We start from the raw sequence: 13714 nt of genomic DNA on the forward strand, positions 1-13714 counted from the left end.
GGCAACTCTGGGGGGGGCGGCAGAAAAACGCCTTCTTTATTTAAGACAGCTCTGATATGTCGCCCTAAGGCGCTCTCCTAAGATCGCTCCGCAGATTAGGAATTCTCCCTGGGAATCGTATCGATTTGTCGCACTCGCGGGCTGCGCGGGCGCGACGGTGTCACGCCTTGATCACCTCACGGTGATGTCTGCGGGACGGCCAATATCGGCCTTCTTCATGAGCACTGCGGTGTCTGCGGTATTACGCGCAGCCAGCGCTCTGCGCCTGCTTGCACTGCGTTTGCGTGCGATGTGGTGGGCATCGGTTGCACCGATAAGAAAGAACACCAATGCAGGCTGCCGTTGACCTGCATGGGTATTGCCCACGTGCGTGGGTTTTTTGGGGATGTGAATGATTGGATTGACACCTTCGCCGAGGACAAGCGCGGCCGTGGCTGCACTTCGTGTTTTGGCAGATGGATTGGGCATGGTGTTTGGTGCCGTTGTCGCGCATGAAATGCAGTTGGGCGGCCCTATCGACTGGTCGCGTACGGAAATTCTTGCGAGCGTTTTGGCCGGCTGTCTTGTGCTGGCGGGTCTAGCAATCAGCGGCGTGTATGGCAAGCGTTTCCAGAGCCGGCCGCTGCGCAGCATTCCGAGATTCCTGATCGTCTGGCTGCTGACGCATGGCCTGATTGTCCACCTGTTTCTCGCGGCGCATATGCCGGTGCTCGTGCTCACGCCCTGGGTGGCGGCGTGGACCTTGGCTTCGATCGCCTCGATGCTGGCGTCGCGCGTGTGCAGCGAAATGTTTTGGCGAATCAAGGGTCGCGTTCATGTGGTGATCCGTCGTGTGGTGATCGTTGGGGGTGCCGAACAAACGCAACGTCTGATGGAGCGCGTGCAGAACGACGCGTACATCGTTGTGGGGCAGCTTGACCCGAACAACGCAGCGGAGCAGGCGGATGCCGCTGTGCACAGGCTGGCGTCGATGCAGGACGTCATCGAATGGGCAGCCGACCAGCAGTTTGATGAGCTATGGCTCGCGCTCCCGCCCTCACAGGAGGAGGAAATCCAGCGCTACCTGCGCGCGATGCAGCATCACTTTGTCGACGTGCGCCTATTCCCTGTCACGAGCGACTTGCCTCTGTTCAATCCGGACGCATCCATGCTGGGTGGGATGCCCGTCATCAACCTGGTGGCATCGTCACGTGACGTGAGTCTGGCGTGGGCCAAGCCCGTGTTTGATCGCCTTTTTGCGCTCGCGGCACTCGTTGGGTTGCTGCCACTGCTGGTGGCGATTGCGCTGCTGGTCAAGGGTACGTCAGCGGGGCCGGTGTTCTTCCGCCAGCGGCGCATGGGGGCAGACGGGCGCGAGTTCACGATCCTCAAGTTCCGGTCGATGCGCGTGCATGTTGAAGAGGCCGGCACGCTGACGCAGGCAAGACAGGGCGACCCCCGTGTCACGCCGATCGGTCGGCTGCTGCGCAAATCGAGCCTGGACGAGTTGCCCCAGTTCATCAACGTATTGCTGGGCCAGATGTCGGTGGTGGGGCCACGCCCGCACGCGTTGGAGCACGACGACTACTACATGCGCCTGGTGGACGGCTACATGTACCGGTATCGCATCAAGCCGGGCATTACCGGCCTGGCCCAGGTCAACGGTTGCCGGGGCGAGACGGCGCGCATCGAATCGATGGCCAAGCGCGTGTCGCTGGACCTCTTCTACATCCAAAACTGGTCGTTCTGGCTGGACCTCAAGATCGTCTGGATGACGGTTTTCAAGGGGTTCAGCGGGCGGAACGCTTACTGATCGGCAGACGCTCATGCGAACTCATTCCTCATTGCTCCCTGCACGTGTGCGTCGCGCGTGCGCTTGCACAGCCGTGCTCGTGCTCGCCGCGCTTGCTGGTTGCAGCATCGTGCCTGGCATGCACTTCCAGGCGAACGAGAACATGCCACCAGTGACCGCCATCACGCCGGCACTGCTTGCCGCGCAAGGCGCAGGTGATGACTTGACCGGCGTGAATGCGGCCGTCGCGCTGCTGGGCACGCCTGAGCGCGCGTACCGCATTGGCGCTGCGGATGTGCTGTCCATCCAGGTATGGAATCACCCCGAACTCGGCATGCAGGGCACGGTGGCTGCGCGCGCGGGCAATGGCGATGCTCCGGTATTCACGGTGGGCGAGGACGGCGACATCGTCTATCCCTACCTTGGTGCGGTGCGGTTGGCGGGCCTCACGATCGGTGATGCGCAGCGCCGTCTCACTGCGGCCATCGCACGCTATGTGCGCGATCCAAAGCTGGCCGTTTCTGTAGCGTCGTATCGGAGCCAGCAGGTCTTTGTAGACGGCGCAGTCAAGAATCCGGGCGCCAAGCCAGTGACGAATGTGCCGATGACGCTGGCGCATGCGTTGGCTGAAGCCGGCGGCGTGCTGCCCGACGGCGATGCCAGCCGCGTGCTGGTGTCGCGCGAAGGGCGGACCGTGCGTGTCGACCTGCCGGCCATGGCCGCCGTCGGCAAACGTGCCGAGACGCTCTATCTGCGTGCTAACGATACGGTGCGTGTTGTTGCGCGCGCGGACAACCCCGTTTTCGTGGCGGGGGAGGTCGGGCGGGCGCAGGCGGTGCCCATGCAGGACGGCCGCCTCTCTCTTGCGCAGGCCATTGCTGCTGCAGGTTCCGTCAATGCCAACACCAGTCAACCCAGCGGCGTGTATGTGGTCCGGCCACAGGCCGATGGAACCCCGCAAGTGTTCAAGCTCGATGCGAAATCGCCCACCGGCCTGGCCATGGCCGCGCGCTTTGCGTTGCAGCCCAATGATCTCGTCTATGTAGAAGCGGCGGGCCTGATGAAGTGGAACCGCGTGGTCAGCCTTCTGCTGCCGACTTCGCAATCGCTTTACAACACCCAACGCGCTGCGAGCGGCAACTGATGCACAGCGTACTTGTGGTCTGTGTTGGCAACGTGTGCCGTAGCCCGATGGCCGAGGAGTTGTTGCGGCGTGCGTTGGCGGCTGGGCCGGCCTTGTCCGTCACAGTGGAATCTGCAGGCACGCACGCGCCAGGTGGGCTGCCGGCCGATGAGCATGCCGTCGAGGTGATGCATCGCCACGGCATGGACATCGACGCGCACCGATCGCGCTTGCTGACGGCACCACTGTGCGCACAGTTCGACCTGATCCTGACGATGGACCGTTCACAGCGGTCCGAGATCATCCGGCGCTTTCCTAACGCCGGTGGAAAAGTCTTCACCCTTGACGATCACCCGGTGCCTGACCCGTTCGGCCGGCCTGAGCACGTGTTCGTGGAGTGTTTTCATCAGATGGCCCTGGCCGTCGATCGCTGGCAATCCCGTATCCGGATGCTGGCCAAACCGAATCGGGGCATCCAACGATGAGCGCCATCCTGTCGCAACAACGTCGCCGTATCGCCGAGCGAACGCTGCATTTTCTTGATCTCCTGGACCTCCTGCGACGCGAGGTGCGCTGGATCGTCGGCACGCTTGCTGCCGTGGCACTTGTCGGCGCGCTGTATGCGTGGGTGGCCACGCCCATCTATCGGTCCGACCTGCTGATTGAAGTGGAGGAGGGCGGGGGCGGCGCGGCGCAAGGCCTGATGGGGGCGCTGTCTTCCGCGCTGGAGGTGAAATCGTCCGGCGATACCGAAATGGAGGTGCTGCGCTCGCGCATGGTGATTGGCGCAGCGGTCGACCGTGTCCACTACGACATCGATGCCGAGCCGCAGCGCTTGCCGTTGCTGGGCAGCATGCTCGCGCGCGGCAGCGACACGCTGTCCGCGCCGGGTCTGCTGGGCTTCGGCGGCTATACGTGGGGCAATGAATCCATCGCGGTGGATCGGTTGAACGTGCCGCCGGCGATGGTCGGCAAGCCATTCGTTATCACCTTGCTGGAGGGGGAGCGCGTACGCGTCGATGGCCCCGCTGATGCTGGGAGCCGCGAGGGCCGGATCGGCGATCCGATCTCGATGACGTCATCAGAAGGCGGTATCACGCTGGTGGTCCGGGCTGTGCATGCGCGGTCGGGGGCGAAGTTCGTGGTGCGTAGCTTTTCTCGCCAGGACACGATTGCCGAGCTGCAGCGTCGACTGGTGATCTTCCAGAAGGGCAAGCAGAGCAGCGTCATTTCGGTCACGCTGGAAGGGGCGCGTGCGCATCGCATCGCGGCGTTTCTGCAAGCGATGGGGCAGGTGTATCTGCAGCAGAACAGCGAGCGGCGCGCGGTCGAGGCGGAAAGCTCGCTGGCCTTCCTGGAGCGCCAATTGCCGGAGCTCAAACGCCAGCTGGAAAGCTCGGAAGATGCACTGCTGCAGTTTCGACGCAAGTCCGACGCGACGGATTTGAGTGAGCAGGGCAAGCTGATGCTGACGGAATCCGTGACCTTGCAGGGGCGCATCAGTCAGCTCTTGCAGGAACGGCAGGCGCAACTGGTGCACAACACTGCCGCGCACCCGAACGTGGTGGCGCTGGATGCCCAGGCCGCGCAGCTGCAAGGTGAAATGAAGCAGTTGCGCAAGAAGCTCGACACGCTGCCGGCCAATGAGCAGGCCGTAATCCGCCTGACCCGCGACGTGCGCGTTAACAGCGAGCTCTATACCGCCATGCTCAACAGCATCCAGCAACTGCGTATAACGAAGGCCGGCAAGGTGGCTAACGTTCGCCTGCTGGACAACGCCGAACCTGCTGAGACACCTATCAAGCCGCGTCGCGTGCTGGTGCTGCTGGGCGCCGCGCTGCTGGGTGCCGTGTTGGGTCTGTGCGTGGCGCTGCTGCGCGGCTTGGGGCGCCAACCCGTGACGCAGCCAGGGCACGTGGAAGAACTGCTGGGTACGGTGGTGTATGCCGTCATCCCGCAAAGCAAGGCGCAGAAGCGCCGTGATCGGTTGACCCGGCGAGCCCAGGTTTCTGAAGGCGATGTGCGTCTGCCGTTGGCGATCAGCGATGCACAGGATGCCGTCGTTGAAAGCCTCCAGAACTTGCGTATGGGGCTGCAGATACGCCTGCTGGAGGCACGCAATCGCGTCGTATTGATCACCGGCGCGACGCCGGGCGTGGGCAAGTCGTTTGTGTCGACCAACCTGGCAGTCGTTCTGGCAACGTCTGGCCTGCGCGTCCTGCTGATCGACGCCGATCTGCGCAAGGGGACATTGCACAACAGCTTTGCATACCCGGTGTGGCCTGATCTCACCTCGCTGCTGCAAGGCAATTCATCGGTGGACGAGGTCATCCACGCCAGTGGTACGCCGGGTCTTGACTTGCTGCTGTCAACACGCAAGCAGGCAACGACCGTGGATCTGAAGCAAACGTCATGCTTCGTGCGGTGCATCGAAGAGATGGCCAGCCGCTACGACGTCGTGCTGATCGACAGTGCACCGGTCTTGCCGGTTGCCGACACCCTGGCGTTGGCCCGCTGCGCTGGAACGATCCTGGCCGTGGCCCGCTATGGCGACACCAGTGAAGGCGAACTGATCGAACTGCAAGCCCGTCTTGCCCGCGTGGGGGCATCGCTCGATGGCGTGCTGATCAACGACATGCAGTACGACCTGCAAAGCACCCGCTATGGGCGCTACGGCATGGACGGCTATGGCAAGACCGCCGCGGCCAACACAACCCCGTCGGTTTGAGCCTGAGCTGCAAGGGCGTACCGACACCGAACACGAGAATCACAGATGCATTTGAAGCAAGAGCAGCAAGAGCGCGGGCACCGTCCCGCCAAGCGCGTGATTACCTTTGGCACGTTCGACGTATTGCACGTCGGCCACCTGCGCCTGCTGGAGCGTGCCAGCCAGTTGGGCGATGCGCTGATCGTGGGCGTGTCCAGCGATGCGCTCAACTACGCCAAAAAGAGCCGCTACCCGGTCTATAACCAGAACGACCGGCTGTCGCTCATCCGCAGCATGCGGTATGTGACCGATGTCTTTGTCGAAGAGTCACTTGAGCTCAAGCGTGACTACATCGTTCAGCATGCGGCTGACGTGCTGGTGATGGGCGACGACTGGGCTGGCAAGTTCGATTTCTGCAATGACCTGTGCGAAGTCGTCTACCTCGGGCGGACGCCGTCGATTTCCACCACGGAGATCATTGAAGTGATCCGCCGGGGCTGATCGATGAGTACGACGGCCAGCACCGCTAGGCGCAAATGGAGCCACCATGCGCTGCTCGGTGCGATGGATCAGGTGCTGCTCGCCGCCATCCACTTTGTGCTGGGCGTGATCGTGGCGCGGCAGGGCGGTGTGGCGGCGCTCGGGGCCTTTGCTTTTGCGTATGCCGTGATTGTGCTGGCCAACATGGTGCATGCCGCCGTGATTGCCGAGTCTTATGCGGTGGCGCCGGTTGAGTCGGGCACCACGGCGTTTGGCGGGGCGACGCCCATCGTCGTCATGACGCTGGGCCTGTGTTTGTTGTTTGCCGGGGCGGCTTGGGCCATGGGTGGGTTTGCGCACGAGGCGCAAGCTTGGCTGCGGCAGCCGTCGTTCTTCCTGGCATTGCTGTTCAGTGGCCTGTATTGGTCGACCAAGCCGTACTACTACCGCGCGGCACGGCCTCTCATGGTGCTGGCGATGACGCTTGCCTATGGGGTGGTGACGTTGGCGCTGGCGTATTTGGGCTACCGGGTATTGGGCCCCTCGATGCAACCTTTGTGGGCGATTGCGGCGGGTGCGGCGGTCGCCTCCGTGCCGCTGCTGTCGTGTTGTGCAAGGCCCTGGGCGGGCGGGTTGGCTCCACTGAAAACCTTTGCGCGCACCAGTTTGCGCTATGCCGCATGGAGCTTGCCAGCCGCGCTGTTGATCTGGGTTAACAGCAACGGGTACGTGTTCGTTTTGCCGCTGCTGGGCACACCGGAGCAGGCGGGTGGGCTGCGTGCCGTGCTCAATCTGGTGGCGCCAGTCAACACGCTGCTGGTGGGGGCCTGTACCGCATTGCTGCCGCTGCTGGCGGAGTTGGCACGCAGCCAGGGCGCAACGGCTTACGCCCAGCGGATTCACTGGCTGGCAGGGCTGATGTTCATCGCGTTGCTGGTGCTCGGGCTGCTGATCGCGCCCTTCAGTGCAACGGCACTTGAGGTGCTGTACGGCGAGCGCTATGCGGCGTTTGGCAACGTGTTGAGGCTTGCCGCGTTTCTGCCGCCGCTGTGGGTGGCCGCATCCATCTACCGCGCTGCCATGCGCGCACGCATGGACACGCGAGGTCTGTTTCTGGTGTATGCCGGCGCGCTGATTCCGGTGGGTCTGACGCTGATGTGGCTGCTGGGCCGACACGGGGCCGCCTCTGCAGTGATTGGCATGCTCGTCACGCAGTGCTTGGTGGTGTTGGGGTTCTGCTACCGCTTCTGGCGGGATACAAAACAAGGGAAAGCGTGAAGGCATTCACTTTTGCACGTGCCAATGGCGCGAAGCTGTTGCGGTTGCCGGCGTATGTGGTGATGGGGTTGATTGCCGTGGTGTTCCCGCGCGATCGATGGCTGTGGGTGTTCGGGCGCCAGACTGGCGTCGGAGACGGCTCGCTCCGGCTGCTGCGCACCGCACAGCAGCGATACCCGCACATGCGGGCCGTGTGGATCGCGCAGAACGCCGATCAATACGCCGAAGCCATGCAACTCGGCCTGGAAGTGGTTCGGAAAACGTCGTGGCGTGCCCGTTGGCTGACGCTGCGGGCGGGCGTGGGGGTGGTCACACACGGCTACGGGGACCTGTGCCGCGCATGTGTTCCCGGCACGTATCTCGTGCAGCTTTGGCATGGCGCGCCCCTGAAGCGAATTCACCTCGACGCGCCCAATGCGCTCGAGGTTGGCGGGCACTCGATGCTCAGTCGGTTCATGGCATCGATCGTGGGCATGATGTTTCGTGCATCGGCGCGGTCGATCCGTTGTTTGCCATCGCCCAGCCTGATCGTCAGCGAGCGGTTTCGTACGGCGTGGGGGTGGCATGATCTCGACCGGATTCGCCTGACGGGCGATCCGCGCTGCGATGTATTGCTCGATAGCGATCCATTGTCCCGACGTGCACAGGCGCGCGCGCTGCTCGGGAAATGTTTGGGCGATACAAACCTGCCATCTCAACTCGTCCTCTTTGCTCCGACCTGGCGCGACGGCAATGCGGATCCGGATTTGCCGGATGCTCACGAGATGCTTCGCTTGAACGCCGTGCTGGAAGCAGTAGATGCGTGGCTGGTCGTTCGCTCGCATCCGTGCGGCATTCCGAGCGCTACCGGTGAGGCGCGTTGCGAGCGTATACGCTTCCTGCCGTCTTCCATGTTGCACGACATCAACCAAGCGCTGAATGCATTCGACGTGCTGGTAACGGATTACTCGGCCATTGCGATCGACTACAGCCTGCTGGCACGCCCCATCGTCTTTCTGGCGCCGGATTTGGAGAGCTACGAACGTAGTCGCGGTCTGTATGAAAGCTATGCCACATTCACCGGTGGAGAGTGGAGTACCAACTGGACCGGGGCAACCGACCGTATCGACGCGATCTTCAATGACGCCGTTGCCAAACAAGCGGCCAGCAAGAACGTGCTCAGGTTGCGAGATCGCTATCACCACTACAAGGATGCCGGCGCTGCAAACCGTGTGCTGGACCAGATCGCGCGCGACTTGGGCCTGCCCGAGCCCACCAAGCCTAGGCAGCCTGAAGCGCCCATCAAGGTGATGCACGTGGCGGGCTGCCTTGGCGGGGTCGAGACCTATTTGCGCTTGCTCGCCAGCTATCACGACGCCACCCGTTTTCACTTTGCATTTGTGTTGCCTCAGCCGTGTGCATTGAGCGAGCAAGTCACTGCCGACCGGATACCTGTCACCATCGTGCCGATGCAGCGTGCGTTATCGCCCACGCACGACCTGCGCGCGGCACTGGCGTTGCGGCGTGCTGTCAAGGCGGCGGCGCCGGACATCGTGCATCTGCATAGCTCCAAGGCGGGCCTGCTCGGTCGCATTGCTTGCATTGGGCTCAAGACGCGGATGGTCTACACGCCGCACGCCTACTTCTATCTTGGCAAGCGCGGGTTGGTGCGACAGGTGTTTCTGATGGCAGAGAAACTGCTGGACCGTTTTGCCAGAAGTGCCACACTGGGCACGTCGCCATCAGAGCACGTGCGGGCCATTACCGATGTTGGTTGCCCGCCCCAACGCGTGTCACACGTGCTCAATGCGGTTGAGGTGGATGTGCTGCAATCGCACCGCATCGATGCTGCCCAGGTACGCAAAGACGTGCTGATGGTGGCGCGTGTGAGTGACCAGAAGAATCTGCCGATGTTTCTGCAGGTGGTGCGTCAGCTCCATGGCACAACCGATGCGGTGTTCCACCTGATCGGTGTCGGGCACTATCCAGACGACATGCGGCGTCTGGAAGCCATGATGGTGGAGGCGGGCGTCACACCCGACATGCTGCGGATTGCGGACTGGATGTCGCGCGAAGACTTGCTGCGCCTGATGGCGAAGGCCGCCGTCGTGGTACTCACCTCGGCGTATGAGAGTTTCGGCTACGTGCTGGCGGAAGCGAATTGCCTGGGTGTGCCCGTGGTGGGGACTGATGTCGACGGCATTCGGGACGTGATCGAGCATGGCCGGAATGGCTACTTGGTGCCGCTCGATGACGCGGGTCTGATGGCCGGCCATGTTGCGCACCTCCTGAGCCATCGCGACACGTGGCAGCGCATGTCGGACGCCGCCATCGACGTGGCGCGCGAACGGTTTGACATGCGTGAGGCAATGGCGCGCATGCAGACGTTCTACGGACGATGGGCTTATGGTCGACGCTAGCGCAAGGGCACTGGCCAGCCGCGTGCTCGTGCTGCTGATGTGCTTTGTCGCATCAGTGGCGTTTGCTGCGGTGATCCCGCTGCTGTGGCACGACAAACTCTACGTCGATGGCCTCACGATCCTCCATACCCAAGGCGCACTGGAGCCGTTCGGCAGCTCATTCGCATCGACGGCCTACCTGCTGTCACCGGTGCTGGAGGGCATGCGAGCGCTCCGCATTGATCTCGATGGCTACGGCGTTGCCTATACCGACGACTTGCTGTTGGCCAACGGCGTTTTCGGTGGTTTGTTTTATATCGGCATGGCGGTATTGGTATTGCAGTGGCGCTTGCGTGCCGACTATCGCAATGTGCTGGTGTTTGCGGCGTGCGTTGTCTTGCTGGCGCCGTTCTACTTCAACATCACCAAAGAGCTGGTCCTGTTTGTCCCGACCCTCTTTGCGCTCGCACTGTTTCGGGCAGGGGTGCTTTCGTTTCGAGGGCTGTTGGTGCTGTGCGTGATCATTCTGGTGGTCTGTGGCATCTATTTCCGCATCTATTACTTGGCCTTCGCCGTGCTGTTGCCGGTGCAATGGCTGCTGCTGAAACGCGGGAAAGCGCTGCTCGCGCTCTACCTCGTTGCGGCGCTGATGGTCGTGCTGTTTCACGATCACCTGCCGCTCGATCTAATCCGCAAAGGGCGGGCACTCTATCTGGAGGGCGTTTCCGCCAGCCGGATCGTGTATCCCTTTGACGATGCGGGCGGCATTGGCTTCTTGCTCAATCGAGCGATTACGTTCGGTTGGATGCTGGCACCGTTGAACCTGCTACTGATTTCGCCGACCTATGCGCCGTTCGTGCTGTTCCAGATGTATCTGACGTGGCGGATGATCGCGGCGTTTCGGCAGCCTGAAAAGAATGTCCAGTCGTTCGCTGCCTGCGCGGTACTGGCGTTCACGATGGTCTCCGCGTTGTTCGAGCCCGACTACGGTTCGTACTTTCGACACAAGATCAGCGTATTGCCGTTCATCTTGCTGTTGATTGCTGATTTTCAATTTGATCGTACCGAGAAGGAGCCCGCTTCATGCGCTGTCTGATGCGGTGGTTGTTGGCCTGCGCCCTGGCGTTGGCCACTTCCGGGGCGGTGTCGGAAACGATTGCAGGCGCCTGCATTCACCCCATCCGCAAGAATGCGGATCTGCCGGCCATCAAGGCGGCCCTGGTTGAGGCTCGGTTGGCTTCTTGGCGCACATCGCTGCCATGGAATGAGCTGGAAAAGCGCAAAGGCGAGTACGCGATCTCTGCACCGTTGGGGCGTGTCGTCGAGATGATCGAGTGGGCATCGGCCACGGGGAGGCAGCCGTTGTTGCTGCTGGGCTATGGCAACAACCTGTACGAGCCGGGTGGGCTGGTGACCACCGATGCCGCCCGGGAGGGCTTCACTCACTATGCGTCTTGGGTTGCCCGCCGCATGAAGGGCAAGGTGCGCTACTACGAAATCTGGAACGAATGGAATATCGGCTTCGGCTCGACCACTAAGCCACGCACCGTCGGTAGCGTTGAAGACTACGCAAAGCTGGTAAGCGTGACGGCTCAGGCTATCCGCGCGGCCGACCCGCAAGCCATCATTCTGGCCGGCGGCGCGACGAACTCGGATACCCGTTGGTTTGAAGCCTTTGCGCGTACCGGTGCCGCAGATGCTGTCGATGGCATCAGCATCCACCCGTACAACTATGGCAAGCCACTGTGGGGGCATTCGCCGGAAGCGGCCATCGCTTGGGTTGACGAGATACACCGTCTCATGCTCGACGCGCATGGCAAGCCGATTGACATGTACGTAACGGAAATGGGCTGGCCAACCCACCGAGGCGGCTACACCGAAGCCGACGCGGCGGACTACCTGCAGCGGTTTATGGCGCTGGCGAAAGCCCGCCCCTATATGAAAGGCGTCTGGTGGTACGACCTGATCGACGACGGCGATGATCCAACGAACCGTGAGCACCGGTTTGGTCTCTTTGGCCGAGACGGGCGCGCCAAGCCGACGGCCCGGCGCTACGAAGAATGCTGTGGTCGGGCGATCGTCGATTCGTATTGACGCGGGTACTACCAGCGGATTCCCAATTTTCACAATGCGGAAGACATTTTTGATCCACAAAACTCCGCACCGCAGAGCACCATCACCCTCTTTCATGATGGGGAAAATCTTTCCGTATCGTGAAACGTTGAATATAAGTTATTGAAAATAAAAGAATAAAAAATTTTCCCCGAATTGAGGTTGTCCTTGTTGCGCTGCATCGCGCCTCTCTACACTCTTATATAAGACACATGACTTTGGTCAGCCAACGGCGCCCCAGGGAGGGCGCCCGCGGAGGGCCGCTGGCTTCAAGCGGTGAGTGCGTTACCCCGATTCTTATTGGATGGATGCGATCAAGCAGGAGAGTGTGATGACGACGCGCGAACAACAAGTGCAGCAACTGCAGAAGGAATGGGACACCAACCCGCGTTGGAAGGGCGTCAAGCGCGGTTATACCGCCGAAGACGTCGTGCGCCTGCGCGGCTCGCTGCAGATCCAGCATACGCTGGCCAAGCGCGGTGCTGAAAAGCTGTGGGACCTGATCAACAACGAGCCATTCGTCAACGCGCTGGGTGCGCTGACGGGCAACCAGGCCATGCAGCAGGTCAAGGCCGGCCTGAAGGCCATCTACCTGTCGGGCTGGCAAGTGGCGGGCGACGCCAACAGCAACGGGGAGATGTACCCGGACCAGTCGCTGTACTCGGTGGACTCGGTGCCCAAGGTCGTCAAGAAGATCAACAACACGTTCGCCCGCGCTGACCAGATCCAATGGTCGGAAGGCAAAGGCGACATCGATTTCTTCGCCCCGATCGTGGCGGATGCTGAAGCCGGTTTCGGCGGCGTGCTCAACGCGTTCGAACTGATGAAGGCGATGATCGAGGCGGGCGCCGCAGGCGTGCACTTTGAAGATCAGCTTGCCGCCGTGAAGAAGTGCGGTCACATGGGCGGCAAAGTGCTGGTGCCCACGCGTGAAGCCGTGAGCAAGCTGGTTGCCGCTCGCTTGGCTGCCGACGTACTGGGCGTGCCGACCGTGCTGATCGCCCGTACCGATGCGGAAGCCGCTGACCTGCTGACCACCGACGTGGATGACAATGACCGCCCGTTCTGCACCGGCGAGCGTACCGTGGAGGGCTTTTACCGCACGAAGCCGGGTCTGCAGCAAGCCATCTCGCGTGGCCTAGCCTACGCCGAATACGCCGATCTCGTGTGGTGCGAAACTGGCAAGCCGGATCTGGAGTACGCCAAGAAATTCGCCCAGGCCATCCACGCCAAGTTCCCGGGCAAGATGCTGGCGTACAACTGCTCGCCGTCATTCAACTGGAAGAAGAACCTGGACGACGTCACGATTGCCCGATTCCAGAAGGAACTCGGTGCGATGGGCTACAAGTTCCAGTTCATTACGCTGGCCGGCTTCCACGCGCTGAACTACTCGATGTTCAACCTGGCCTACGGCTATGCCCGCAACCAGATGAGCGCCTTTGTCGAGTTGCAGGAGGCCGAGTTCAAGGCGGCGGATAAGGGTTTCACTGCTGTGAAGCATCAGCGCGAAGTCGGCACGGGCTACTTCGATGCCGTGACGCAGACCATCGAACGAGAAGCGTCCACCACGGCGCTCAAAGGCTCGACGGAAGACGAACAATTCTTCGAAGAAACGGCGCAAGCCAAAAAGGTTGCTTGAGTTGCCGACGCATCCGGCATCCGGGTCACCTGAGCCAGCGTGCTGACCACACGCCGGCCTCTCGAAACCGCGCTTTCCTCAACGGCGCGGTTTTTTTTAGGTAATTCCTACCCAAACCGGACCAAAATGGGTTGAATTTCGAGGGTAGGGGTTGCCTGCAGAAGCTTGCGCAGTAAGGGTTTCAAGTCCTCGTCACGGTGGTTGAATCGGTAGCAGGTTTCAGCCA

The 13714-nt window shown here is 61.8% G+C and carries 11 protein-coding genes; 10 read left to right on the forward strand and 1 reads right to left on the reverse strand.

All coding sequences use genetic code 11. The features are described from left to right. Positions 1-171: 171 nt before the first annotated feature. Positions 172-468, reverse strand: coding sequence for a hypothetical protein (locus JHD73_RS02925; protein ID WP_199027602.1), 297 nt, complete (start codon positions 466-468; stop codon positions 172-174). Here JHD73_RS02925 and JHD73_RS02930 point away from each other — a divergent pair. The 10 genes from JHD73_RS02930 (at position 467) to aceA (ending at position 13488) form a co-directional block, all read left to right on the forward strand. After that, entirely contained in the window at positions 467-1792 is a 1326-nt protein-coding gene (locus JHD73_RS02930; protein WP_199027605.1) for an undecaprenyl-phosphate glucose phosphotransferase, read from the forward strand. The genes JHD73_RS02925 and JHD73_RS02930 overlap by 2 nt on opposite strands. Positions 1793-1805: 13 nt before the next feature. Next, positions 1806-2915, forward strand: a complete 1110-nt coding sequence (locus tag JHD73_RS02935; protein WP_199027607.1) for a polysaccharide biosynthesis/export family protein — start codon at positions 1806-1808, stop codon at positions 2913-2915. Continuing rightward, positions 2915-3379 carry a low molecular weight protein-tyrosine-phosphatase gene (locus JHD73_RS02940; RefSeq protein WP_199027609.1) on the forward strand — a complete coding sequence of 155 codons (465 nt, stop codon included), beginning with the start codon at positions 2915-2917 and terminating at the stop codon, positions 3377-3379. Before JHD73_RS02935 ends, JHD73_RS02940 begins: the two co-directional genes overlap by 1 nt. After that, positions 3376-5622, forward strand: a complete 2247-nt coding sequence (locus JHD73_RS02945) for a GNVR domain-containing protein (protein ID WP_199027611.1) — start codon at positions 3376-3378, stop codon at positions 5620-5622. The genes JHD73_RS02940 and JHD73_RS02945 overlap by 4 nt, the downstream gene beginning before the upstream one ends. Before the next feature lie 45 nt (positions 5623-5667). Further along, the gene (locus JHD73_RS02950; RefSeq protein ID WP_199027613.1) at positions 5668-6102 is read left to right on the forward strand and encodes an adenylyltransferase/cytidyltransferase family protein; all 435 of its coding nucleotides are present in this window, start codon (positions 5668-5670) and stop codon (positions 6100-6102) included. A 3-nt stretch (positions 6103-6105) separates the two neighbouring features. Beyond that, on the forward strand, positions 6106-7359 hold the full coding sequence (locus tag JHD73_RS02955) for a lipopolysaccharide biosynthesis protein (RefSeq protein ID WP_199027615.1): 1254 nt from the start codon (positions 6106-6108) through the stop codon (positions 7357-7359). Next, on the forward strand, positions 7356-9758 hold the full coding sequence (locus JHD73_RS02960; RefSeq protein ID WP_199027617.1) for a CDP-glycerol glycerophosphotransferase family protein: 2403 nt from the start codon (positions 7356-7358) through the stop codon (positions 9756-9758). The genes JHD73_RS02955 and JHD73_RS02960 overlap by 4 nt, the downstream gene beginning before the upstream one ends. Beyond that, positions 9745-10833 carry a hypothetical protein gene (locus JHD73_RS02965; RefSeq protein ID WP_199027619.1) on the forward strand — a complete coding sequence of 363 codons (1089 nt, stop codon included), beginning with the start codon at positions 9745-9747 and terminating at the stop codon, positions 10831-10833. The genes JHD73_RS02960 and JHD73_RS02965 overlap by 14 nt, the downstream gene beginning before the upstream one ends. Beyond that, positions 10821-11831 carry a cellulase family glycosylhydrolase gene (locus tag JHD73_RS02970; protein ID WP_199027620.1) on the forward strand — a complete coding sequence of 337 codons (1011 nt, stop codon included), beginning with the start codon at positions 10821-10823 and terminating at the stop codon, positions 11829-11831. Before JHD73_RS02965 ends, JHD73_RS02970 begins: the two co-directional genes overlap by 13 nt. 349 nt (positions 11832-12180) lie before the next feature. Further along, positions 12181-13488, forward strand: coding sequence for an isocitrate lyase (aceA, locus tag JHD73_RS02975; RefSeq protein WP_199027625.1), 1308 nt, complete (start codon positions 12181-12183; stop codon positions 13486-13488). Positions 13489-13714: the final 226 nt, after the last annotated feature.

It is taken from the genome of Ralstonia sp. ASV6 (assembly GCF_016429285.1).
Lineage (GTDB): Bacteria > Pseudomonadota > Gammaproteobacteria > Burkholderiales > Burkholderiaceae > Ralstonia > Ralstonia flaminis.

Coding starts and splice junctions, on each gene's coding strand:
- JHD73_RS02930 (WP_199027605.1), top strand. CDS start 467: ATGGTGTTTGGTGCCGTTGTCGCGCATGAAATGCAGTTGGGCGGCCCT.
- JHD73_RS02925 (WP_199027602.1), bottom strand. CDS start 468: ATGCCCAATCCATCTGCCAAAACACGAAGTGCAGCCACGGCCGCGCTT.
- JHD73_RS02935 (WP_199027607.1), top strand. CDS start 1,806: ATGCGAACTCATTCCTCATTGCTCCCTGCACGTGTGCGTCGCGCGTGC.
- JHD73_RS02940 (WP_199027609.1), top strand. CDS start 2,915: ATGCACAGCGTACTTGTGGTCTGTGTTGGCAACGTGTGCCGTAGCCCG.
- JHD73_RS02945 (WP_199027611.1), top strand. CDS start 3,376: ATGAGCGCCATCCTGTCGCAACAACGTCGCCGTATCGCCGAGCGAACG.
- JHD73_RS02950 (WP_199027613.1), top strand. CDS start 5,668: ATGCATTTGAAGCAAGAGCAGCAAGAGCGCGGGCACCGTCCCGCCAAG.
- JHD73_RS02955 (WP_199027615.1), top strand. CDS start 6,106: ATGAGTACGACGGCCAGCACCGCTAGGCGCAAATGGAGCCACCATGCG.
- JHD73_RS02965 (WP_199027619.1), top strand. CDS start 9,745: ATGGTCGACGCTAGCGCAAGGGCACTGGCCAGCCGCGTGCTCGTGCTG.
- JHD73_RS02970 (WP_199027620.1), top strand. CDS start 10,821: ATGCGCTGTCTGATGCGGTGGTTGTTGGCCTGCGCCCTGGCGTTGGCC.
- aceA (WP_199027625.1), top strand. CDS start 12,181: ATGACGACGCGCGAACAACAAGTGCAGCAACTGCAGAAGGAATGGGAC.